This is a genomic window from Streptomyces sp. NPDC127038 (assembly GCF_042725875.1).
Classification (GTDB): Bacteria; Actinomycetota; Actinomycetes; order Streptomycetales; family Streptomycetaceae; genus Streptomyces.
On sequence record NZ_JBHXDQ010000070.1, the window covers coordinates 27,141 to 48,982 of the forward strand.

Genomic DNA, 21,842 nt, shown 5'->3' on the forward strand with positions numbered 1-21,842 from the left:
GAGAAGGATCCTCGCCATGCGCGCCACCACCATCCACGCCCCGTTCGACATGCGTGTGGAGGAGGTGCCGGAGCCCATGGTGCAGCTGCCCACCGACGCGATCGTGCGGGTGCTGCGCTCCTGCATCTGCGGCAGCGACCTGTGGGCGTACCGCGGCGAGGCGGCCCGGCAGCCGGGCCAGCGGATCGGGCACGAGTTCCTCGGCATCGTCGAGGAGACCGGTTCCGAGGTGTCCGGCGTCCGCCGCGGCGACCTGGTCGTGGCGCCCTTCATGTGGTCCGACGGCGTCTGCGACTACTGCCGCGACGGGCTCACCACGTCGTGCGTGCACGGCGGTTTCTGGGGCTCGGTCGGCTACGACGGCGGCCAGGGCGAGGCCGTGCGCGTCCCCTTCGCCGACGGCACCCTCGTCCAGCTGCCCAAGGAGGCGGCCTCCGACGACCACCTGCTGTCGGCGCTGCTGACCCTGTCCGACGTCCTCGGCACCGGCCACCACGCGGCCCTCGGCGCCGGTGTCGTCAAGGGCTCGACCGTCGCCGTCGTGGGTGACGGGGCCGTCGGCCTGTGCGCCGTCCTCGCCGCCAAGCGGCTCGGCGCCGACCGGATCATCGCGCTCGGCCGCCACCAGGTCCGCACCGACATCGCGCGCCGCTTCGGCGCCACGGACGTCGTCGCCGAGCGCGGCGAGGCTGCGATCGAGGCCGTCCGCGAGCTGACCGGGGGCCAGGGCGCCCACTGCGTCGTCGAGGCGGTCGGCACCGAGCAGTCCATGAGCACCGCGGTGAACATCACCCGCGACGGCGGCGCCATCGGCTTCGTCGGCGTGCCCCACGGCAGCGGTACGGGCCTCGACCTGGGCGTCATGTTCGACCGGAACATCGCCCTGCGCGGCGGGGTCGCCCCGGTGCGCGCGTACATCCCCGAGCTGCTGCCCGACGTCCTCGACGGCACCATCGACCCCTCGCCGGTCTTCGACATGACCGTCGGCCTGGACGGCGTCCCCGAGGGCTACAAGGCGATGGACGAGCGTACGGCCCTGAAGGTGCTCGTCACCGGCTGACCCGGACTCCGTACGGCGGCCCCGGGGACCTCCCCGGGGCCGCCGCGGCGTCTAGGGCCTGTCTGACAATTCCCGCCTGCCCGGCGACGGGCGACGACGCGAATTGTCGGACAGGCCCAGGCCCCTCAGGCCCACCGAGCGGGGTCCGTCCCCCAGCGGCCCGGTGGGCGTGACCAGTCCGCCGGGCCGCCCGTGAACGAGACGGGCGGCAGGGCGTACCCGATCAGCCCCGGCGGACCGGCCCGCTCGGCCAGCCAGGCGTCGGGGCGGTCGTACGGTTCCCCGGCCGAGCCGGAGGGTTCTCCGGCCGCGTCGTACGGATCCCCGGCCGAGGGGTCCGCTACGGAGCCGGGCGCGTCCCGCCGCGTGATCCCGTCCGTCAGCCACATCGCGGTGCGGGCCAGCGCCAGCCGTACGAGCTGCCCCCGGCCCGACCCGGTCCGCTCGGTCAGCGCCCGCAGGACGGCCGCCGCCAGCAGATACCCGGTGCCGTGGTCCAGGGCCTGCGCCGGCAGCGCTCCGGGCCGCTCGGGCGATCCCTCCGTCGCGGCGATCCCGGTGGCCACCTGCACCAGGCTGTCGAAGCCACGGCGCCCGCCCCAGGGCCCGTACGTCCCCCACGCCGACACCTGGGCCACCACGAGACCCGGAACGCGCTCGGCCAGCGCCTCGGGGGAGAGCCCGAAGCGGTCGAGGGACCCGGGCCGGTACCCGGTGACGACCACGTCGGCCGAGGCCAGCAGTTCCTCGAAGGCGGGCCGGTCGGCCGTCAGGTCCAGGACCGTCGAGCGCTTCCCGAACCCCGTGTCGGCGTGCGCGTCCGGGTCCTCGGGCAGCCGCGGCCCGTCCACGCGCAGCACGTCGGCGCCCAGCAGGGCCAGCGTGCGGGTGGCGACCGGGCCCGCGATGACCCGGGTCAGATCGAGGACCCGCACCCCGGCGGCGGGCAGCAGCGGGCCGCCGTCCGGCAGCGGGGGAAGGGCGCGCGGGCCGGTGCCGGACGGGCCGGCCGCCTCGGTCCGCTCGATCAGCGGCCGCAGCGCCAGGGCGAGCCGCTGCTCGTGCGCCGCCCATTCCTCCGGCGCGCGCAGGGCGACGGCGAGGCCGCCCGCGCCGTACACGGTCTCCTCGACCTCCGGCGCGGACCGCTCCGCGAGGAGGGCGGCCACGTCATCGGCGCCCGCGCCGGCCGCGGCCCCCAGCGCGTCCAGCAGCCGGGCCCGGTGGTGGGGATAGTTCGCGTGCGTCCGCACCCAGCCGTCCGCGGTCCGCCAGAACCGGGACAGCGGAGCGAAACCCACCGGAGCGCGCCCGTCGATCCGCAGGTGCCGTTCGCTGACGAAGGCCGTGGCGACGGCTCCGTCGTCCACGGTCACGCCTGGCACCCGCGCGAGCCCGGCCCGCCGGGCCCCCAGTTCGGCGGCGGCCAGCGCGCAGGCGCCCACGCACGCGCGCGCCAGCTCCCGTACGGGCAGGGCGGATTCCAGCGCTCCGGCCCGGGTGACGGTCGAGACCCGGGAGAGCAGCGCTGGGTCTCCGCCCAGGTCCTTCCAAACGGCGGCCATCGGTGTTCGCGTCATACCGGCACTATGCGGTGTGGACGCGATCAACACGGCAGGCGGCCCCGACGGCGCGTGGCCCCGGCCGCCGCGCAGGGCGGAGGCCGGGGCCACGGGGGGTGCGGCGGCTGCTACTTGACCGCGCGCAGGGCGTTGACGATGCCGGCTCCGTAGAAGCCGTTCACGTGCTTGCCGCCCACGCAGGTCGCGTCGACGACGCCGTCGCCGTTGCCGTCGTACGGCGCGGTCGGGCAACCCGGGTTGTCCGCCTCGGCCTTGAGGAGGAGCTGGAGCTGGGCGGGCGTCGCCCAGGGGTACGTGGACTTCAGCAGGGCGGCCACACCGGCGACGTGCGGGGTCGCCATCGAGGTGCCCTGGAGGAAGCCGTACGTGTTGTTCGGCAGCGTGGAGAGGATGCGGCCGTTCTGCGAGGGGGTGTCCGGGATCTGGTAGCGGTCCCCGCCGGGTGCGGCGACGTCGATGACCCCGTTCCCGTAGCTGGAGAAGTACGACTTGGCGCCCTTGACCCCGGTCGAGGCGACCGTGACGACACCGGGCAACTGGGTCGGGATGTCATAGCACTTGTGCGGGTCGACCGTCCGCGTGGTGGCGGTCGAGTCGTCGGGGCTCGACGCGTCCGTCAGCGCGTTCGCGTCGAGGTCGTCGTTGGAGTTGCCCGCCGCGGCGACGTTCAGGGTGCCCTTGCGCTGGGCGTAGAGCTGGGCGCGGTTGACGGCGTCGACGATGGCCTTCTGGTCGGGGTCGTCCCCGCAGTTGTAGAGCCAAGGGTCCACGTAATAGCTGTTGTTGGTGATCTCCACGCCGTGGTCGGCGGCGAACACGAAGGCGCACACGACGCTCTCCGGGTAGAACAGCTGCGTGGAGTCGGGCTCGGCCACCGTGATGCCCGAGACCCTGACACCCGGCGCGACACCCGCGACGCCGATGCCGTTGCGGGCCGCGGCGATCTCGCCCGCGACATGCGTGCCGTGATAGTGGTCGGCGTCCACCGGGCGCCAGGCGCCGTACGTGGTGTCCGGCTTGCCGCCCACGCAGTTGGCCGACTGCGAGGGGGAGAAGTTCGGCGCGATGTCGGGGTGCGTGTCGTCGACACCGACGTCGATGACCGCGACGGTCACCTTCTTGCTGCCGGGATCGATCGCGGCCGCCTTGTCGGCGCCTATCGCGCGCAGGTCCCACTGGTCGGCCTCGAGAGGCTCCTGGCCCGCGTCGGCCTTCTTCTCGACCTTCGCCGCCTCGGCCGCGGACAGCACCTGCACCGCGCCCTCGTCCGTCGTGCCCTCGGCCTTCAGCGGCGAGGTGCGGGTGGCACCGGCCGACTGCACCCCCCGTACCGTCCGGATCTGCCGGCCGAAGTCCGGGTTCGCCGAGTGGACGACGATCACGCCGATCTGCTCGTACGCGATGACGACGCTGCCGCCGGCCGCCGCTATCGCCTTCTCCACCGCCGCGATCGTGCGGTGGTCCGTCGTCGTGTTGACCACGTAGGACAGGTTCGGCCCGTCCGCGGCCGTGACCGCGGGAGCGGCGAGGGGAGTGGCCGAGGCGGCGCCCGGCAGGAAGCCGAACGAGGCGGTGAGCGACAGCACGACCGGCACGGCGAGCGCGAGACGCTGTCTGGAACGCAGATGAGCCATGGGATCTCCACATCATCCGGAAAACGGAGCTGCCCGAACACGGATGGTGCTCGGGCAGGTACATGACGGAATGGCGCAGGCAGAAGCTATCCCGCCGCCGGCCGGGCCAGCAATGACTTGCGGCGACGACTTCCGAGAGCCACCCGCGACACGCCCGGGAAACCAGAGGCGCGCGGCGGGGACGCGCGGCGGTGACCCGCGAAAGAAGCCGGGTGAGTTGAACCGGTCCACGCGTGGCGCCGTGACCTTGGGCAGGGAGCCCGTGGACGATCGAGCCCCCAGGTCGGATCACGGAGCGGATGCGATCGGCGGCGGTCCGTCACGTGACACGAGCCGACAGGAGGCCGAAGCCCCGTGCCCGTACCCGAACCGTCCCCGACCGCGGGCCCCGGCCTGCCCCGTCCACCGTCGTAACCGCACCGGCAACGCGAGGAGACACCGTGGCCACCGACGCACCACCCCCGGCGCACACCGGAACCCAGCTCCCGTCCACCGAGAAGTTCGTCGAGATGCAGGAGAGCGCCGAGTTCGGTGAACTCCGCAGCTCGCACCGCTCCTTCGCCTTCCCGCTGACCGTCGGCTTCATCCTCTGGTACCTGCTGTACGTGCTGCTCTCGAACTACGCGGGCGGCTTCATGGGCACCAAGCTGTTCGGCAACGTCAACGTCGCCCTGGTGCTCGGCCTCGCCCAGTTCCTCACCACCTTCCTCATCGCCTGGTGGTACGCGCGGCACGCGGCCGCTCAACTCGACCCCAAGGCCGACGCCATCAAGTCCCGGATGGAGGGCGAGGCATGAGCCCCGCATGGACCACCGCGCACACGACCGTGCTGGCCGCGGGCGAGGCGAGCCGGCACCGCCCGCTGATCATCACCCTGTTCGCGGTGTTCGTCGCCGCGACCCTCGTGATCACCGTCTGGGCCGGCCGCCAGACCAAGGACGCCGCCGACTTCTACGCGGGCGGACGCCAGTTCACCGGATTCCAGAACGGACTCGCCGTCTCCGGCGACTACATGTCCGCCGCGTCCTTCCTCGGCATCGCCGGCGCGATCGCCCTCTTCGGCTACGACGGCTTCCTCTACTCCATCGGCTTCCTGGTCGCCTGGCTGGTGGCCCTGCTCCTGGTCGCCGAACCGCTGCGCAACTCCGGCCGCTACACGATGGGCGACGTCCTCGCCTACCGCATGCGCCAGCGCCCGGTCCGTACCGCCGCAGGCACCTCCACCATCGTCGTGTCGATCTTCTACCTGCTGGCCCAGATGGCGGGCGCGGGCGTCCTCGTCTCGCTGCTCCTCGGCATCACCAGCGACGGCGGCAAGATCGGCATCGTCGCCCTCGTCGGCGTCCTGATGATCGTGTACGTCACCATCGGCGGCATGAAGGGCACGACCTGGGTGCAGATGGTCAAGGCGGTCCTGCTCATCGCCGGCGCCGTGCTGCTCACCTTCCTGGTCCTGCTGAAGTTCCACTTCAACATCTCCGACCTGCTCGGCAGGGCGGCCGAGAACAGCGGCAAGGGCTCGCCCTTCCTGGAACCAGGGCTCAAGTACGGCGCCACCTCGACCACCAAGCTGGACTTCATCTCGCTCGGGATGGCACTGGTCCTCGGCACCGCCGGCCTGCCGCACATCCTGATCCGTTTCTACACCGTGCCCACCGCCAGGACCGCGCGGAAGTCGGTCATCTGGGCGATCGGCCTCATCGGCGCCTTCTACCTGATGACCCTCGCCCTCGGCTTCGGCGCCGCCGCGCTGATCAAGCCGGACGAGATCATCGCCTCCAACAAGGCTGGCAACACGGCCGCGCCGCTGCTCGCCCTGCACCTCGGCGGCGTCGACTCCACCTGGGGCGCGATCCTGCTCGCCACCATCTCGGCCGTCGCCTTCGCCACGATCCTCGCCGTCGTCGCGGGACTGACCCTCGCCTCGTCCTCCTCCTTCGCCCACGACATCTACGCGAACGTCATCAAGAAGGGGCAGGCCTCGGAGAAGCAGGAGATGGCGGCCGCCCGGTACGCGACGGTCGGCATCGGCGCCGTGTCCGTGCTGCTCGGCGCGCTCGCCCGCGACCTCAACGTCGCCGGCCTGGTCGCCCTCGCCTTCGCCGTCGCGGCCTCCGCCAACCTGCCCACCATCCTCTACAGCCTGTTCTGGAAGCGGTTCACCACCGCGGGCGCCCTCTGGTCGATCTACGGAGGCCTGGTCACGGCGGTCGGCCTGGTGCTGTTCTCCCCGGTCGTCTCCGGCAAACCGACCTCGATGTTCCCGGACGTCGACTTCCACTGGTTCCCGCTGGAGAACCCCGGCCTCATCTCCATCCCGGTCGGCTTCCTGCTGGGCTGGCTCGGCACCGTCCTGTCCAAGGAGGAGCCGGACGCCGGCAAGTACGCGGAACTGGAGGTCCGCTCCCTGACCGGCACCGGAGCGCACTGACCGGGCCGGACCCGAGGCCCACGGGCCCGAGTCCCCGGCACCGCGCGGGCCCGCCGCAGGCCACCGGTGGATCACCACTGGTAGGTCCCTACGACGGGCCCGCGCCGTCTCTCGTGGGATCGGGCCGCTGTCGTTGTCCGTGCCGTCACGTAGGCTCGCAGATATCGGGACGACGAGATCAGCGACGAGGGAGGGGGCCCACGTGCTCATCGACACCTACGGCCGGGTGGCCACCGACCTGCGTGTCTCACTGACGGACCGGTGCAACCTCCGCTGCACTTACTGCATGCCGGAGGAAGGCCTGCAGTGGCTCGGCAAGCCGGACCTGCTCACCGACGACGAGATCGTCCGCCTCGTCGGGATCGCCGTCACCCGCCTCGGCATCGAGGAGGTCCGCTTCACCGGCGGCGAGCCCCTGCTGCGCCCCGGCCTGCCCGGCATCGTCGAACGGGTCACGGCCCTCACGCCCCGCCCCCGGACGTCCCTCACCACCAACGGCATCGGCCTCAAGCGCACCGCGGCCGCCCTCAAGTCCGCGGGCCTGGACCGGGTGAACGTCTCCCTGGACACCCTGCGCCCCGACGTCTTCAAGACCCTGACCCGCCGCGACCGCCACAAGGACGTCATCGAGGGCCTCGAAGCCGCCCACGAGGCCGGCCTGACCCCCGTCAAGATCAACTCGGTCCTGATGCCGGGCCTGAACGCCGACGAGGCCCCGGACCTGCTGGCCTGGTCCATGGACCACGGCTACGAACTCCGCTTCATCGAGCAGATGCCCCTGGACGCCCAGCACGGCTGGAAGCGCGACGGCATGGTCACCGCCGCCGACATCCTCGCCTCGCTGCGCACCCGCTTCCGCCTCACCGCGGAAGGCTCCGACGAGCGGGGCTCCGCACCCGCCGAGCGCTGGATCGTCGACGACGGACCGCACCGCGTCGGGGTGATCGCCTCCGTCACCCGCCCGTTCTGCGCGGCCTGCGACCGCACCCGCCTCACCGCCGACGGCCAGGTGCGCACCTGTCTGTTCGCCACCGAGGAGACCGATCTGCGCGGCGCGCTGCGCTCGGGCGCCCCCGACGAGGAGATAGCCGACGCCTGGCGCGCCGCGATGTGGGGCAAGAAGGCCGGAGCGGGCCTGGACGACCCCTCGTTCGTGCAGCCGGACCGCCCGATGTCCGCGATCGGCGGCTGACGGCCGCCGACCGGCGGCCCCGCGTCCCGCGGGACGGCTACGGGCTACGCCTCGTCGTGCTCCGCGGGCCGGGAGGACTCCCACGCGTCGAGGGTCACGACGTCCTTGAGGAACCCGCGCACCCCGAGGAACTGCGACAGGTGCTCACGGTGCTCCTCGCACGCGAGCCAGGTCTTGCGCCGCTCGGGCGTGTGCAGTTTCGGGTTGTTCCAGGCGAGCACCCACACGGCGGCGGCACGGCAGGCCTTGGCCGAGCAGACGGGGGAGGCGGGACCGGGACCGGGGGCGTTCGACATCACCCTGTCGACCCTAGCCGAGGCCCCGCGGCACGCGCTCCGCGCGGTGGGCGGGCCCCTCCGCCGGCCCCTTCGCGAGCGAGCCGCGCGGGCGGCCGGGCCGGGCTCCCCGTCTCTGCAAAGGCGACGCCGAGCAGCCACGGGGGGAGCTGCCCGGCGTCGGTCCGTCGCTCCGACGGGGGATGCGGAGCGCGTACGAAGTATGTCACGGGTAACCCGCCGCCCGGCACCGGAACAACATGATTGATCTGAGCTTTTCTTGAGCTTGCCCGCGCGGCCGCATTCCGTTTTCGGTGAATCCGACGCCGTCCGTCCGGAGCTGAACCGGCCTTGTCCCGGGGCGAGTTCGCGTACGGATCGACTCCGGTCCGGCCTCAGCCCGGCTCGTGCGATTCGGCCCCCGCGCGTGTCCCGGGGGCACTCGGGGCGCCCTCCGTGAACGGCTCCCGAGGGCCGTCCTGGAGAGGGCCCGTGATCATCGGACGCGGCGGAGCCGTGACGAAGGTCGAGGGCAGCGAGGGCGCGTTCTCCCGTCCGGCATTGGCGATGACCACCGCGACGTACGGGAGGAGGATCCCGAGGACCAGAGCGACCAGAGCGACGGGCCGCTCGACGTTCCACAGGGAGGCCGCCAGGATCACCGACACCGTGCGGACGGACATCGAGATGACGTAGCGGCGCTGCCGCCCGCGCACATCGTCGTCCAGGCTCTGTCTGGCTCCGGTGATCCGGAAGACCTGGACGTTGCTCTGCTTCCTGATCACACTCCACCACCCGCCTGTGTCGGACACTCCCCGGCCCGTACCCGGCACGGACCCGTCGAGGAAGCGGGCCCGGACTGCTTCCACGGTACGCCGCGTCTGCGTCGGCTTCGAGACCGGGGGCATGCCCCGTCCGGGGGGACCGGGTGCGCCGTACCGCGTACGGGCGCGCCCGACATGCGCCGTATGGCGTACGGCCGGAAACTGGCCGTACGGCTCACCCGGAGCGGTACGAGGAGGCGGACATGGGCTGGATATGGGCGATCATCGTCGGATTCGTACTGGGCCTGATCGCCAAGTTGATCATCCCGGGGAAGCAGCACAGCCCCCTCTGGCTGACCACCATCTTCGGCATGCTCGGCGCCATCGTGGGCAACGCCCTCGCGCGCGCCTTCGGCGTAGCGGCGACGTCCGGCATCGACTGGACCCGCCACCTGTTCCAGCTGATCGCCGCGATCGTCATCGTGGCGCTGGGCGACATGGCGTACATGGCCCTGTGGGGGAACAAGAAGGCGCAGCAGCAGGCCTGACCCCGCCCGGACACGACGAAGGGCGCGGACCGCTTCCCGGAAGCGGCCCGCGCCCTCGCTGTCGTCAGGAACGCTCAGCCGCCCGTGACCTCGACCGCGGCCAGGCTCTTCTTGCCCCGGCGCAGCACGAGCCAGCGCCCGTGCAGCAGGTTCTCGGCGGCCGGCACCGCGTCCTCGGCGGTGACCTTGACGTTGTTCACGTACGCGCCGCCCTCCTTCACCGTGCGGCGCGCGGCGGACTTGCTGGCCACCAGGCCGACCTCGGCGAACAGGTCCACGACCTGGCCCGCCTCGGCGACCTGGATGTGCGGCACCTCCGACAGGGCCGCGGCGAGCGTGCGCTCGTCCAGGTCGGTCAGCTCGCCCTGCCCGAACAGGGCCTTGGACGCGGCGATCACGGCAGCCGTCTGGTCGGCGCCGTGCACCAGCGTCGTCAGCTCCTCGGCCAGCGCGCGCTGCGCCGCACGGGCCTGCGGACGCTCCTCCGTCTGCTTCTCCAGCTCCTCCAGCTCCTCCGGGGACCGGAAGGACAGGATGCGCAGGTACGTCGAGACGTCCCGGTCGTCCACGTTCAGCCAGAACTGGTAGAACGCGTACGGCGTCGTCATCTCGGGGTCGAGCCAGACGGCGCCGCCCTCGGTCTTGCCGAACTTGGTGCCGTCCGCCTTGACCATCAGCGGCGTCGCCAGTGCGTGCACCTGGGCCCCGGGCTCCAGGCGGTGGATCAGGTCCAGGCCCGCCGTGAGGTTGCCCCACTGGTCGCTGCCGCCCTGCTGGAGGGTGCAGCCGTGACGGCGGTACAGCTCCAGGAAGTCCATGCCCTGGAGCAGCTGGTAGCTGAACTCCGTGTAGCTGATGCCCTCCTCGGACTCCAGGCGCCGGGCCACGGAGTCCTTGGTCAGCATCTTGTTGACGCGGAAGTGCTTGCCGATGTCCCGCAGGAACTCGATCGCCGACAGCCCGGCCGTCCAGTCCAGGTTGTTCACCATGACCGCGGCGTTCTCGCCCTCGAAGGACAGGAACGGCTCGATCTGCGAACGCAGCCGCGTCACCCAGTTCGCGACCGTCTCCGGGTCGTTCAGGGTGCGCTCGGCCGTCGGGCGGGGGTCACCGATCTGGCCCGTCGCCCCGCCCACCAGGGCGAGCGGCCGCAGCCCCGCCCGCTGGAGCCGGCGCATCGTGAGCACCTGCACCAGGTGACCGACGTGCAGGCTCGGCGCGGTCGGGTCGAAGCCGCAATAGAACGTGACGGGACCGTCCGCGAGCGCCTTGCGCAATGCATCTTCGTCGGTGGACAGGGAGAACAGGCCCCGCCACTTCAGCTCGTCGACGATGTCCGTCACGGTTCTCGTATCTCCTCGGGTGGTCTCGTGAATCAGGTACGAGGTTATACGCCCTGGCTGACAGAACTCATATTGAAATCCGGCACCCGCAGCGCGGGCATCGCGGCCCGGGTGAACCAGTCGCTCCACTCCCGGGGCAGCGTCTTCTCCGTGCGCCCCGCCTCCGTGGCCCGCCCCAGCAGGCCCACCGGCGACTCGTTGAACCGGAAGTTGTTCACCTCGCCCACGACCTCGCCGTCCTCGACGAGGTAGACGCCGTCCCGGGTGAGCCCCGTCAGCAGCAGCGTCGCCGGGTCGACCTCGCGGATGTACCACAGGCAGGTCAGCAGCAGCCCCCGCCGGGTGGAGGCGACCATCTCCTCCAGGGAGCGGTCCTCACCGCCGTCGAGGACGAGGTTCCCGATCGTGGGCGTCACCGGCAGCCCGGTCAGCCCCGCGCTGTGCCGGGTGGTGGACAGATGCCGCAGCTCGCCCTCCCGGATCCAGTCGGTGCCCTTCAGCGGCAGCCCGTTGTCGAACACGGAGGCGTCGTCGCCCGAGGAGTGCGCCAGGACGAACGGAGCGCACTCGAGACCCGGCTCGTCCGGGTCGCTGCGCAGCGTCAGCGGCAGCTCGCTGAGCCGCTCGCCGATCCGCGTGCCGCCCCCGGGCTTGCTGAAGACCGTCCGGCCCTCGGCCGCGTCCCGGGCCGCCGCCGACCACATCTGGTAGATCAGCAGGTCCGCGACCGCGGTCGGCGGCAGCAGCGTCTCGTAGCGTCCCGCGGGCAGCTCGACCCGCTTCTGCGCCCAGCCGAGCCGTACCGCCAGCTCCGCGTCCATCGCGGCCGGGTCGACGTCCTTGAAGTCCCTCGTCGAACGTCCCGCCCAGGCCGAACGCGTACGGTCCGGGGACTTGGCGTTGACCTCCAGCGTGCCGTTCGGCTGGTCGTGCCGCAGCCGCAGCCCGGTCGACGTACCGACATAGCTGGAGACGAGCTCGTGGTTGGCGAAGCCGTACAGTTCACGGCCGCCCGCCCGCGCGCGGGCGAACGATTCACCGAGCGCCGGCGCGAAGTCGGCGAACACGGCGGAGGAGGTCTCGGCGGGCGCGTCCGCGAAGTCGGGGGACTCCGGCACACCCGTCACCAGCGGCCGGCCGTCCTCGGCGGGACCGGCGCCCCGCGCCGCCGCCTCGGCCGCCCGCACCAGCGGCTCCAGCTCGTCGGCGGTCACGGCCGACCGCGAGACCACACCGGAGGACGTGCCCTCGCGGCCGTCGACGGTGGCGATCACGGTGAGCGTGCGCCCGCGCGTGACCCCGTTCGTGGTCAGCGCGTTGCCCGCCCAGCGCAGGTTCGCGGTGGACCGCTCGTCGGCGATCACCACACAGCCGTCGGCCCTGGACAGTGCGAGGGCGCGCTCGACGACCTCGTGCGGCTTGTTCGTACGGGCACTCATCGACCGGCCTCCTGGGTGGTGTTGAGGATGTTGACACCCTTGAAGAGGGCGGAGGGGCAGCCGTGCGACACCGCGGCGACCTGGCCCGGCTGGGCCTTGCCGCAGTTGAAGGCACCGCCGAGGACGTACGTCTGCGGGCCGCCGACGGCGGCCATCGAACCCCAGAAGTCGGTGGTCGTCGCCTGGTAGGCGACATCGCGCAGCTGGCCCGTGAGCCGGCCGTTCTCGATCCTGAAGAAGCGCTGGCCGGTGAACTGGAAGTTGTAGCGCTGCATGTCGATGGACCAGGACCGGTCGCCCACTACGTAGATCCCGCGGTCGACACCCCCGATCAGGTCCTCGGTGGACAGCCCCCCGGGATCGGGCCTGAGCGAGACGTTGGCCATCCGCTGCACCGGCACGTGCCCGGGGGAGTCGGCGTACGCGCAGCCGTTGGAGCGCTCGAAGCCGGTCAGGCTCGCGATCCGCCGGTCCAGCTGGTAGCCGACGAGCGTGCCCTCCTTCACCAGGTCCCAGGACTGGCCCTCGACGCCCTCGTCGTCGTACCCGATGGTCGCGAGGCCGTGCTCGGCGGTGCGGTCACCGGTCACGTTCATCAGATCGGAGCCGTACCTGAGCTTGCCGAGCTGGTCGAAGGTGGCGAAGGAGGTCCCCGCGTACGCGGCCTCGTAGCCGAGCGCCCGGTCCAGCTCGGTGGCGTGCCCGATGGACTCGTGGATGGTCAGCCACAGGTTGGACGGGTCCACGACCAGGTCGTACACCCCCGCCTCCACGCTCGGCGCCCGCATCTTCTCCGCGAGCAGCCCCGGAATCCGCTCCAGCTCCGCGTCCCAGTCCCAGCCGGTGCCCAGCAGGTACTCCCAGCCGCGCCCGGCCGGCGGTGCGATCGTCCGCATCGAGTCGAACTCGCCGCTGGAGTCGTCGACGGCCACCGCGGTCAGCTGCGGGTGCAGCCGGACCCGCTGCTGTGTGGTCACCGTCCCCGCGGTGTCCGCGTAGAACTTGTTCTCGTGGACGGTCAGCAGGGACGCGTCGACATGGTTGACGCCGTCGGCCGCCAGCAGCCGCGCGCTCCAGTCGGCCAGCAGCCCCGCCTTCTCCTCGTCCGGCACGGAGAACGGATCGATCTCGTACGAGGAGACCCACGTCTTCTCGGCGTGCACCGGCTCCGGGGCGAGCTCGACGCGTTCGTCCGACCCCGCCGCCCTGATCACCTGGGCCGACAGCTTGGCCATGGCCACCGCCTGCGAGGCGACCTTCGCGGCCGCGTCCATCGTCAGGTCCACGCCCGAGGCGAACCCCCAGGTCCCGCCGTGCACGACCCGGACCGCGTACCCCAGGTCCGTGGTGTCCGACGATCCGGCCGGCTTGGCGTCGCGCAGCCGCCAGGACGCGCTGCGCACCCGCTCGAACCGGAAGTCCGCGTGGTCGGCGCCCAGCGCCCGCGCCCGCGCGAGCGCGGCGTCGGCGAGTGCGCGCAGCGGTAGCGCCGTGAACGCTTCGTCGATGGAATGAGGCACCGAGGTCTCCCTGCTGTCGTGGCCCGTCGGGTCCGATCATGTCGCGCGGGCGGGCCCGGCGGCCACGCCTTTGCCGTCACCGGGCGCGTCTTTCGGCCGGGGAGGTCCGCCTTCCGGCCGTACGGCCTCGGCTTTCTGTAGGGATCCGACAGCAGTCACCCGAACCCACTGTCGGTGCCCGATTCCCTCGGAGCCCGGACGGACCGATAGGTTTTCGAGGAAGGCGCCTGTATTGCAGGGGTTTCAGTCCGCTAACGAAAGGGTGATCCGTTGAGCCGCTCGGTTCTCGTCACCGGAGGCAACCGGGGCATCGGCCTCGCCATCGCCCGAGCATTCGCCGACGCAGGCGACCAGGTCGCCATCACGTACCGCTCGGGTGAGCCGCCGGCCGGCTTCCTCGCGGTCAAGTGCGACATCACCGACAGCGAGCAGGTGGAGCAGGCCTACAAGGAGATCGAGGCCGCTCACGGCCCGGTCGAGGTCCTGATCGCCAACGCCGGCGTCACCAAGGACCAGCTCCTGATGCGCATGTCCGAGGAGGACTTCACCTCGGTCATCGACACGAACCTCACGGGCACCTTCCGCGTGGTCAAGCGGGCCAACCGCGGCATGCTGCGGGCCAAGAAGGGCCGCGTCGTCCTCATCTCCTCGGTGGTCGGTCTCCTCGGCTCCGCGGGGCAGGCGAACTACGCCGCGTCCAAGGCCGCCCTTGTCGGCTTCGCACGCTCGCTCGCCCGCGAGCTCGGCTCGCGCAACCTCACCTTCAACGTCGTCGCGCCCGGCTTCGTGGACACCGACATGACGCAGGCGCTCACCGAGGAGCAGCGCGCCAACATCGTGTCCCAGGTGCCGCTGGGCCGTTACGCGCAGCCCGAGGAGATCGCCGCGACGGTGCGGTTCCTCGCCTCGGACGAAGCCTCGTACATCACTGGAGCCGTCATCCCGGTTGACGGCGGACTGGGAATGGGTCACTGATCACCATGAGCGGAATTCTCGAAGGCAAGCGCGTCCTGATCACCGGTGTGCTGATGGAGTCCTCCATCGCCTTCCACACCGCCAAGCTGGCCCAGGAGCAGGGTGCCGAGATCATCCTGACCGCGTTCCCGCGGCCCACGCTGACCGAGCGCATCGCCAAGAAGCTGCCGAAGCCCACCAAGGTCATCGAGCTCGACGTCACCAACGAGGAGCACCTCGGTCGCCTGGCCGACGTCGTCGGCGAGGAGCTCGGCGGCCTGGACGGCGTCGTGCACTCCATCGGCTTCGCGCCCCAGGACGCCCTCGGCGGCAACTTCCTGAACACGCCGTTCGAGTCGGTCGCCACGGCCATGCACGTCTCGGCGTTCTCCCTGAAGTCGCTGACGATGGCCTGCCTGCCGCTGATGCAGAACGGCGGCTCCGTCGTCGGTCTCACCTTCGACGCGCAGTACGCGTGGCCGCAGTACGACTGGATGGGCCCGGCCAAGGCCGCCCTGGAGGCCACCAGCCGCTACATGGCCCGTGACCTGGGCAAGCAGAACATCCGCTGCAACCTCATCTCCGCCGGCCCGATCGGCTCCATGGCCGCCAAGTCCATCCCGGGCTTCGGCGAGCTGGCCTCCGTGTGGGACACCCGCGCCCCGCTGGAGTGGGACCTGAAGGACCCGGAGCCGGCCGGCAAGGGCGTCGTCGCCCTCCTGAGCGACTGGTTCCCGAAGACCACGGGCGAGATCATCCACGTGGACGGCGGTCTGCACGCCATCGGCGCGTAAACGCTTACGCCCGGTTCCGGCGCCCCGTTTCCCGCAGTACGCGGGGAGCGGGGCGTCGCCCGTTCGGCCCAGTCGGCCGGGCGGCCGGGACCCCCTGACCGGCACCCTGGGAGAACGCACCGCCCGCCCCGCAGCCGTACGGCCGAGGAGGTCCCCTTGTGCGCCTGTCCCGCCGCTTTGCTCCGGTGTTCGCCGCCGCCGTCCTGCTGACGGCCGTCCCTTACGACGCGATGTCCCACCCGCGCGCGGAGAGCGCGGAGGTGGGGTCCGTGGACGTGGGGTCCAGGGGCGTCGGGTCCCGGCCGGCCGCGGGCAGCGAGCCGGCGGGGCGGCCCTCCGTACCCCGGCCGTTCGGCGCCGACTGCCGGATCACGCTCACCGGCTCCCATGTCGTCGTGTACTGCCACAACCCCTATGTGGGCACCGACCGTGTCGCCCTGCACGTCGAGTGCGCCCGCTGGTGGGACATCGACAGCGACAGCGATCCGGTCGACGTCGGGCCCGCGATGACGGTCCGGCTGACCGGCCGCTGCTGGAAGGAGATCCGCAGGGCCTGGGTCACCCACGAGGAGTGACGTCCGGTGTCCCGGTCCCGGACACCGCCACCCCGGTCCTCCTCCTACCCCCGGTCCTCCTCCTACCCCTGGCCCGCCGCCGGAGCCGGCCGGCACTGGAAGGGATAGCTCGCCGCCTCCGCTGCCGCCGCCTCCGCGTCGCCCGCCCTGATCGCGTCGACGAGCAGGGCGTGGTCCATGTACGACTCCGGCGTCAGCTCCTTGCCGACGTCCACGCGCAGCCAGTCCCGCAGCACCTCGCCCAGATCCGCGTACATCGCCGTCATGACGTCGTTGTGCGACGCGGCCACCACGGCCAGGTGGAACGTCGCGTCGGCGGTCACGAAGGCCTCCGCGTCACCCGACTCCCAGGCCCCCTCCCGGCGTACGAGGAGCGCCTCCAGCTGCTTGAGATCGCGCTCGGTGCGCCGCTCGGCGGCCAGCCTGGCCGCGCTCGACTCCAGCGTGGACCGCAGCTCGGCGATGTGCCGAGGGTCGGCGTCCGCGAACCGGCGGTGCATCACGCCCGCCAGCTCGCTCGTCGCCACGACGTACGTCCCCGAACCCTGCCGGATGTCCAGCAGTCCGTTGTGGGCGAGCGCCCGGACGGCCTCGCGCACGGTGTTGCGGGCCACGCCGAGCTGGTCGACGAGCTCCGGCTCGGTGGGGATGCGGGAGCCCACCGGCCACTCGCCCGAGGTGATCTGGTTCCGCAGCTCGGCGATGACCTGCTCGGACAGGGCCGAACGGCGGGGATGGCTCAGCGGCATGACGGTCCTTCGTACGGGCCCGGGTGTGAACGTTCGCGCGGGGCCGGAGGCTCCGGAGATTAACGCAGCGAGATTGGACACCCAATCATCCCATGATTCTATGATGGGCCTCATGGTCCCCCCGGAAACCCGCACGCCGACGCCGTCCCCGCCGCTCCACCGATCCCGGTCCACGCCGGTCCGCCCGTCCCGGTCCACCGGGAGCACGGCACCCGAGGCGCCCGCCCCGCGCGCGTGGACGGCACGGCTCCTGGTCGCCGGCATCGTCCTGGCCGCCCTCAACCTGCGCCCGGCCATCACGAGCCTCGGCGCCCTCCTCGAAGAGGTGCGCGACGGCCTCGGCATGAGCGGCAGCGTCGCCGGACTGCTCACCTCCGTACCGCCCCTGTGCTTCGCCGTCTTCGGGGTGACGGCACCGCGGCTGGCACGCCGGTTCGGGCCGGCCGCCGTCGTCTGCGCGGGCATGGTCGCCATCACGGCGGGCCTCGCCCTCCGCCCCTACGCCGGCGGCACGGCCGGATTCCTGGCCGCCAGCGCGCTCGCCCTCATGGGCATCGCCGTCAGCAACGTCCTGATGCCGGTGATCGTCAAGCGCTGGTTCCCCGACCGGGTCGGCTCCATGACGGGCCTCTACTCCATGGCCCTGGCCCTCGGCACGTCGGTCGCCGCCGCGGCGACCGTCCCCATGACCGACGCCCTCGGCGGCGACTGGCACTCCGGCCTGGTGGTGTGGGCGGGCCTCGCGGCGGCGGCCGTCCTCCCGTGGATCCTGCTGGTACGCGCGCGGGGCACCGGCGACCGAGAGGGGGCCGCACCGGGTACGGCGGGCACCCACGCCCGTACGACCGCCGCCACGGTCCCCGGCACCGCGGAGCCGCACGCCTCCGCCACCGCCTCCGCGACCGGGCCTGCCGCGCCGGATGCCTCCGCCCCCAGCACGGTCCCCGCCTCTGCCCCCACCCCCGCCGCCGCCTCCTCCTCCGGCGCGGGACGCGAGACCGACGGCGGTGGTCTGCGCATCACCCGCAGCCGTACGGCCTGGGCCCTCGCCGTCTTCTTCGGCCTCCAGGCGACCGCCGCCTACATCACGATGGGCTGGATGGCCCAGATCTTCCGTGACGCGGGCGTCGCCGCGGGCACCGCGGGACTGCTCCTCGCCGTCACGATGGTGATGGGCGTGCCGCTGGCCTTCGTCATACCGCGCCTGGCCACCCGCCTGCCCCGACAGGGGCCCATCGTCGTCGTCCTGGGCCTCTGCGGGCTCGCCGGATACGCGGGCCTCTATCTGGCCCCGGCGGCCGGCGCCTGGGCCTGGGCCCTGCTGCTCGGCATCTCCAACTGCGCCTTCCCGCTGGCACTGACCATGGTCGGCATGCGCGCCCGCACCGGCGCGGGGGTCGCCAAGCTGTCCGCGTTCGCCCAGAGCACCGGCTATCTGATCTCGATCCCGGGCCCGCTGCTCGTGGGCGTCCTCTACCAGCACAGCGGCGGCTGGGGCCTGCCGCTGGCGCTGATGGCCGGGCTCATGATCCCGCAGATCGGGGTCGGCATCCTGGCGGGCCGCGACCGCACGGTGGAGGACGAGGCCGCGGCCTGACCCGGACCCCGAACCCGGCCCCCCGCTCCGGCACCCGGCTACTCGACCACGCGGCCCCCCGCTCCGGCACCCGGCTACTCGGGAACGCGGCCCTCCGGCTCCGGCACCCGGCTGCTCGGGCACGCGGCCCCCCGGCTCCGGCACCCGGCTGCTCGACCACGCGGCCCCCCCGCTCAGGCACCCGGCCCGAGCGCGCGGACCCCCACCCCGGGACCCCCACCCCGGGACCCCCACCCCGGGACCCCCACCCCGGGACCCCCTTCCGGAACGCGGACCCCCGCCCGGGGGTGCGCGGCCCCCCGCCCCGGAATCCGCCCCTGCACACGGACCCCGGCGGCGGCACACCGGACGAAGGGTGCGAGACTGCCCCCATGCCCGTCCTCGACCCGAACCCCCAGAACGGCCAGAAGAAGCTCCTGCTCGTGCTCGGCGCGATGCTGGCCATCACCGTGATCATCGGCGTCATCGCGTCCTTCGCGTCCCCGTGACCCGCCGCGCCCCGCGCCCGGCGGCGACGCGCTGACCTCCGTCACACCCGTGCCGTGACACCCCGCAGGCCCCCTTGGCACCCGCTGTCGAGGTCGTCGCCCGACCTCCGCCCCCGGAGGTGGGGATAACCCCCCATCCCCTAGGGGGTGAGTGTCAGGGTCAAGTGGGTGGATCACCGGATGGGCCGGAGACCTCGGATTCCGTAGCTTCGAACCGTGACCGCGAACCGCGCGGTCCCGGGGACATTCGAAGACTCACGGAGGCGGCATGTCGGCCCCTACCCACACCCGGCTCCACCCGGCGACGACGGGCCGCGTCGACATCCGGCTGCCCTGGTGGGCCCTCGCCCTGCCCACGATCGCCTTCGTCACCCTGCTGCTGATGATCCTCAACCCGGTGGATGCCCACGCCGCGACCGGCGGCCCGGTGATCGCCCACCTGTTCGAGCGCGTCCAGCAGGCCGTCGCGCACAACGCCCCGTGAGCCGAGAGCCCCGGCCCGTCGTCGTACACCCGGGAGCGCGGCCCCACGCCCCTCACGGCGGACGCCATCACCCCTGACGGGGGAGGGCGTCACCCGTGCCGGGGGACCGCATCAACTCCCTGCGCCCCATGGCATGTTTCGTGCGAAGCTGGGACGCATGAGCGTCGCAGAATCCCGCAGGATCGTCCTCTTCCGGCATGCGAAAGCCGACTGGCCGCAGGTGTCCGACCACGAGCGGCCGCTCGCCGACCGGGGCCGCATGGACGCCGCCGTCGCCGGACGCAGGCTGGCCGACAGCGGCATCCCCCTGGACCTGGCCCTCTGTTCCACCGCGATCCGGACCCGCGAGACGTGGAAGCACGCCGTCCAGGAGCTCCCGCACCGGCCGAAAACGGTCTACGAGGAGCGGATCTACGAAGCCTCGCCCGGCGAGCTGATCGCCGTCCTGAACGAGATCCCGGACGACGCGCACAACGTGATCCTCATCGGCCACAACCCGGGTGTGCACGGGCTGACGGACGTGCTGGCGGGCCGGTCCGAGGGCGACACCCGCGCCCGTATGACCGCCCACGGCTTCCACACCGCCGCCTTCGCGGTGCTCTCCTTCGACGGCCCCTGGAAGTCGCTGGAGCCCGGAACGGCCGACCTGACGGACTACTGGGCGCCGACGGAGTGAACCCGGCCCGACGACGTACGGGGGCCCGGCACCGTCACGGTGCCGGGCCCCCGGTACGTCACGGGACCGTCCTTCAGCCGGCGGCCTCGTCCTCGTGCATGTCGGCGGCCTCGACCTCTTCACGGGTGACGCCCAGCAGATACAGGACCGTGTCGAGGAACGGGAAGTTCACCGCGGTGTGCGCGGCCTGCCGTACGACCGGCTTGGCGTTGAACGCGACACCGAGGCCGGCGGCGTTCAGCATGTCGAGGTCGTTGGCGCCGTCGCCGATCGCCACGGTCTGGGCCAGCGGGACCCCGGCCTCGGCGGCGAACCGGCGCAGCAGCCGCGCCTTGCCCGCCCGGTCCACGATCTCGCCGGTGACCCGGCCGGTCAGCTTCCCGTCGACGATCTCCAGGGTGTTGGCCTGGGCGAAGTCGAGTCCGAGCCGCTCCTTGAGATCGTCCGTGACCTGGGTGAACCCGCCGGAGACGACACCGACTTGGAAGCCGAGCCGCTTCAGCGTACGGATCAAGGTCCGCGCGCCCGGCGTCAGCCGCACCTCCTCGCGCACCTTCTGCACCACCGAGGCGTCCAGCCCCGCGAGGAGGGCCACGCGCGCGTGCAGAGACTGCTCGAAGTCCAGCTCACCGCGCATCGCGGCCGCCGTGACCCCGGCGACCTCGTCCTCGCACCCGGCGTGCGCGGCGAAGAGCTCGATCACCTCGTCCTGGATGAGCGTGGAGTCCACATCCATCACCACGAGACGCTGGGCCCGCCGATGCAGGCCCGCGGCCACGACGGCGATGTCGACGCCGAGTGCCGAGGCCTCGGTCACCAGCGCGGTGCGCAGCTCCTCGGTCTCCGTACCGGACACCGCGAACTCGACCGCGGTCACCGGGTACTTGGCGAGCCGGAAGATACGGTCGATGTTGCCGCCGGTCTTGGTGATCCGCGCGGCGATGGCGGCGGTGGACTCGGCGGTGAGCGGATGCCCGAGCACCGTGACCAGCGAACGGCCCAGGCCGCGCGGACGGTTGTCGCCGAGGCCGGAGATGATCTCCGCCTGCATCTTCATCGACTCCGCCCAGCTGTGGACGGTCGATCGGAGGTCGCCTTCGAGGCCCGCGGGCGGCTCGGTCACGAGCGCGCACAGCACGATCCGGCCCCGGGTGACGACCTGCTCGATGTCGACCACGTCGACGGAGAAGGCTGCGAGGGTGTCGAAGAGTCCGGCGGTGATGCCCGGGCGGTCCTTGCCGAAGATCTTGACAAGAAGAGTGGGCACATCAGGGGTGTGTGAAGCGCTCATGGTATTTCCCACCGTATCCGGCACCCAGTGCCTCCCGCCCGCCCGGTCCGCCTAGCGGACACGGAACACTGGGTGACACCCGGGCGGCCCCAGGGTGACGAGCCTCCCCCCACCCGAGACGTTTCCTGTGGCCGGGGGCGAGCAGGTTCCGGCACCGGTGCCGCCCCACGCTTCTCTCGCCCCCTCCGCCCCTACCCGACCCGTACCCGGGGCTCCGCCCCTGGACCCCCGCTCCTCAAACGCCGGAGGGGCTGAATCTTTCCCCGCGCTGAAAGGTGACCCGGCAGGCCTGAACTTTCCCTGGCCGAAGCTGAACTTTCGCCGGAGCCGAGATGGGAATGCACCCGCAGCCGGGATCCGGGCCGTCGGGGCCGTGCCGGTACATCGATGGCCGTCGCCACCGACGGTCACGCCTCATCCAACGGCGACGGCCTGATGCACCGGC

General features: G+C 72.1%; 21 protein-coding genes. 12 read left to right on the plus strand and 9 right to left on the minus strand.

Translation table 11 applies throughout. The features are described from left to right. Window positions 1-16 precede the first annotated feature (16 nt). Window positions 17-1,060, plus strand: coding sequence for a zinc-dependent alcohol dehydrogenase family protein (locus ACFWI4_RS34060; protein ID WP_387204327.1), 1,044 nt, complete (start codon window positions 17-19; stop codon window positions 1,058-1,060). Window positions 1,061-1,185: 125 nt separating this feature from the next. Here the strand turns inward: ACFWI4_RS34060 and ACFWI4_RS34065 are convergent, their stop codons facing one another. Then, complete coding sequence (locus ACFWI4_RS34065; protein ID WP_387204330.1) at window positions 1,186-2,640, minus strand: CoA transferase; 1,455 nt, start codon at window positions 2,638-2,640, stop codon at window positions 1,186-1,188. A 110-nt stretch (window positions 2,641-2,750) separates the two neighbouring features. Next, on the minus strand, window positions 2,751-4,277 hold the full coding sequence (locus tag ACFWI4_RS34070) for a S8 family serine peptidase (protein WP_387204333.1): 1,527 nt from the start codon (window positions 4,275-4,277) through the stop codon (window positions 2,751-2,753). 440 nt (window positions 4,278-4,717) lie between these two features. Here ACFWI4_RS34070 and ACFWI4_RS34075 point away from each other — a divergent pair, with 440 nt between their 5' ends. The 3 genes from ACFWI4_RS34075 to moaA all read left to right on the plus strand — a co-directional run bounded on the left by ACFWI4_RS34075 (window position 4,718) and on the right by moaA (window position 7,900). Beyond that, window positions 4,718-5,074, plus strand: coding sequence for a DUF485 domain-containing protein (locus ACFWI4_RS34075; RefSeq protein WP_385408558.1), 357 nt, complete (start codon window positions 4,718-4,720; stop codon window positions 5,072-5,074). Beyond that, complete coding sequence (locus tag ACFWI4_RS34080; RefSeq protein WP_387204336.1) at window positions 5,071-6,708, plus strand: cation acetate symporter; 1,638 nt, start codon at window positions 5,071-5,073, stop codon at window positions 6,706-6,708. The genes ACFWI4_RS34075 and ACFWI4_RS34080 overlap by 4 nt, the downstream gene beginning before the upstream one ends. A 202-nt stretch (window positions 6,709-6,910) precedes the next feature. Then, complete coding sequence (moaA, locus tag ACFWI4_RS34085) at window positions 6,911-7,900, plus strand: GTP 3',8-cyclase MoaA (RefSeq protein ID WP_387204339.1); 990 nt, start codon at window positions 6,911-6,913, stop codon at window positions 7,898-7,900. A gap of 44 nt (window positions 7,901-7,944) precedes the next feature. Here the strand turns inward: moaA and ACFWI4_RS34090 are convergent, their stop codons facing one another. Next, entirely contained in the window at window positions 7,945-8,196 is a 252-nt protein-coding gene (locus tag ACFWI4_RS34090; protein WP_385408564.1) for a hypothetical protein, read from the minus strand. A gap of 374 nt (window positions 8,197-8,570) precedes the next feature. After that, the gene (locus tag ACFWI4_RS34095) at window positions 8,571-8,957 is read right to left on the minus strand and encodes a DUF3099 domain-containing protein (RefSeq protein WP_387204375.1); all 387 of its coding nucleotides are present in this window, start codon (window positions 8,955-8,957) and stop codon (window positions 8,571-8,573) included. Window positions 8,958-9,202: 245 nt separating this feature from the next. Here ACFWI4_RS34095 and ACFWI4_RS34100 point away from each other — a divergent pair, with 245 nt between their 5' ends. Continuing rightward, window positions 9,203-9,487 carry a GlsB/YeaQ/YmgE family stress response membrane protein gene (locus tag ACFWI4_RS34100; protein WP_387204342.1) on the plus strand — a complete coding sequence of 95 codons (285 nt, stop codon included), beginning with the start codon at window positions 9,203-9,205 and terminating at the stop codon, window positions 9,485-9,487. 74 nt (window positions 9,488-9,561) lie between these two features. On the opposite strand, the gene tyrS is transcribed toward ACFWI4_RS34100, so the two are convergent. From tyrS to ACFWI4_RS34115, 3 genes are read right to left on the minus strand one after another with little or no spacing between them, the layout of a single operon-like run. Beyond that, the gene (gene tyrS / locus ACFWI4_RS34105) at window positions 9,562-10,830 is read right to left on the minus strand and encodes a tyrosine--tRNA ligase (protein ID WP_387204345.1); all 1,269 of its coding nucleotides are present in this window, start codon (window positions 10,828-10,830) and stop codon (window positions 9,562-9,564) included. Window positions 10,831-10,874: 44 nt separating this feature from the next. Then, on the minus strand, window positions 10,875-12,269 hold the full coding sequence (locus ACFWI4_RS34110) for a metallopeptidase TldD-related protein (RefSeq protein ID WP_387204348.1): 1,395 nt from the start codon (window positions 12,267-12,269) through the stop codon (window positions 10,875-10,877). Continuing rightward, a complete protein-coding gene (locus ACFWI4_RS34115; protein WP_387204351.1) occupies window positions 12,266-13,789 on the minus strand; it encodes a TldD/PmbA family protein in 1,524 nt (507 codons plus the stop codon). Before ACFWI4_RS34115 ends, ACFWI4_RS34110 begins: the two co-directional genes overlap by 4 nt. 270 nt (window positions 13,790-14,059) lie before the next feature. On the opposite strand from ACFWI4_RS34115, the gene fabG reads away from it, so the two are divergent. The 3 genes from fabG (at window position 14,060) to ACFWI4_RS34130 (ending at window position 16,112) form a co-directional block, all read left to right on the plus strand. Beyond that, on the plus strand, window positions 14,060-14,764 hold the full coding sequence (gene fabG / locus ACFWI4_RS34120) for a 3-oxoacyl-[acyl-carrier-protein] reductase (RefSeq protein ID WP_385408574.1): 705 nt from the start codon (window positions 14,060-14,062) through the stop codon (window positions 14,762-14,764). Between the two features lie 5 nt (window positions 14,765-14,769). After that, on the plus strand, window positions 14,770-15,537 hold the full coding sequence (gene fabI / locus ACFWI4_RS34125) for an enoyl-ACP reductase FabI (protein WP_037623747.1): 768 nt from the start codon (window positions 14,770-14,772) through the stop codon (window positions 15,535-15,537). A 158-nt stretch (window positions 15,538-15,695) separates the two neighbouring features. Then, the gene (locus ACFWI4_RS34130) at window positions 15,696-16,112 is read left to right on the plus strand and encodes a hypothetical protein (protein ID WP_385408577.1); all 417 of its coding nucleotides are present in this window, start codon (window positions 15,696-15,698) and stop codon (window positions 16,110-16,112) included. Between the two features lie 62 nt (window positions 16,113-16,174). Here the strand turns inward: ACFWI4_RS34130 and ACFWI4_RS34135 are convergent, their stop codons facing one another. Then, entirely contained in the window at window positions 16,175-16,861 is a 687-nt protein-coding gene (locus tag ACFWI4_RS34135; protein WP_387204356.1) for a FadR/GntR family transcriptional regulator, read from the minus strand. A 112-nt stretch (window positions 16,862-16,973) separates the two neighbouring features. On the opposite strand from ACFWI4_RS34135, the gene ACFWI4_RS34140 reads away from it, so the two are divergent. The 4 genes from ACFWI4_RS34140 to ACFWI4_RS34155 all read left to right on the plus strand — a co-directional run bounded on the left by ACFWI4_RS34140 (window position 16,974) and on the right by ACFWI4_RS34155 (window position 20,106). Next, entirely contained in the window at window positions 16,974-18,458 is a 1,485-nt protein-coding gene (locus tag ACFWI4_RS34140) for an MFS transporter (protein ID WP_387204359.1), read from the plus strand. A 371-nt stretch (window positions 18,459-18,829) separates the two neighbouring features. Beyond that, complete coding sequence (locus ACFWI4_RS34145) at window positions 18,830-18,946, plus strand: SGM_5486 family transporter-associated protein (RefSeq protein WP_385408583.1); 117 nt, start codon at window positions 18,830-18,832, stop codon at window positions 18,944-18,946. A 268-nt stretch (window positions 18,947-19,214) separates the two neighbouring features. After that, complete coding sequence (locus tag ACFWI4_RS34150) at window positions 19,215-19,430, plus strand: hypothetical protein (protein ID WP_387204362.1); 216 nt, start codon at window positions 19,215-19,217, stop codon at window positions 19,428-19,430. Between the two features lie 157 nt (window positions 19,431-19,587). Continuing rightward, entirely contained in the window at window positions 19,588-20,106 is a 519-nt protein-coding gene (locus tag ACFWI4_RS34155; RefSeq protein ID WP_387204365.1) for a SixA phosphatase family protein, read from the plus strand. Window positions 20,107-20,179: 73 nt separating this feature from the next. Here ACFWI4_RS34155 and serB read toward each other — a convergent pair whose 3' ends face one another. Then, the gene (serB, locus tag ACFWI4_RS34160; protein ID WP_387204368.1) at window positions 20,180-21,397 is read right to left on the minus strand and encodes a phosphoserine phosphatase SerB; all 1,218 of its coding nucleotides are present in this window, start codon (window positions 21,395-21,397) and stop codon (window positions 20,180-20,182) included. Between the last annotated feature and the right edge of the window lie 445 nt (window positions 21,398-21,842).

Excerpts from the sequence above, each read along its gene's own strand:
- ACFWI4_RS34140 (WP_387204359.1), top strand. The coding sequence starts at position 16,974 with ATGGTCCCCCCGGAAACCCGCACGCCGACGCCGTCCCCGCCGCTCCAC.
- ACFWI4_RS34110 (WP_387204348.1), bottom strand. The coding sequence starts at position 12,269 with ATGAGTGCCCGTACGAACAAGCCGCACGAGGTCGTCGAGCGCGCCCTC.
- ACFWI4_RS34070 (WP_387204333.1), bottom strand. The coding sequence starts at position 4,277 with ATGGCTCATCTGCGTTCCAGACAGCGTCTCGCGCTCGCCGTGCCGGTC.
- serB (WP_387204368.1), bottom strand. The coding sequence starts at position 21,397 with ATGAGCGCTTCACACACCCCTGATGTGCCCACTCTTCTTGTCAAGATC.
- ACFWI4_RS34060 (WP_387204327.1), top strand. The coding sequence starts at position 17 with ATGCGCGCCACCACCATCCACGCCCCGTTCGACATGCGTGTGGAGGAG.
- ACFWI4_RS34065 (WP_387204330.1), bottom strand. The coding sequence starts at position 2,640 with ATGACGCGAACACCGATGGCCGCCGTTTGGAAGGACCTGGGCGGAGAC.
- ACFWI4_RS34145 (WP_385408583.1), top strand. The coding sequence starts at position 18,830 with ATGCCCGTCCTCGACCCGAACCCCCAGAACGGCCAGAAGAAGCTCCTG.
- fabI (WP_037623747.1), top strand. The coding sequence starts at position 14,770 with ATGAGCGGAATTCTCGAAGGCAAGCGCGTCCTGATCACCGGTGTGCTG.
- ACFWI4_RS34090 (WP_385408564.1), bottom strand. The coding sequence starts at position 8,196 with ATGTCGAACGCCCCCGGTCCCGGTCCCGCCTCCCCCGTCTGCTCGGCC.
- ACFWI4_RS34135 (WP_387204356.1), bottom strand. The coding sequence starts at position 16,861 with ATGCCGCTGAGCCATCCCCGCCGTTCGGCCCTGTCCGAGCAGGTCATC.
- ACFWI4_RS34100 (WP_387204342.1), top strand. The coding sequence starts at position 9,203 with ATGGGCTGGATATGGGCGATCATCGTCGGATTCGTACTGGGCCTGATC.
- ACFWI4_RS34155 (WP_387204365.1), top strand. The coding sequence starts at position 19,588 with ATGAGCGTCGCAGAATCCCGCAGGATCGTCCTCTTCCGGCATGCGAAA.
- ACFWI4_RS34150 (WP_387204362.1), top strand. The coding sequence starts at position 19,215 with ATGTCGGCCCCTACCCACACCCGGCTCCACCCGGCGACGACGGGCCGC.
- ACFWI4_RS34080 (WP_387204336.1), top strand. The coding sequence starts at position 5,071 with ATGAGCCCCGCATGGACCACCGCGCACACGACCGTGCTGGCCGCGGGC.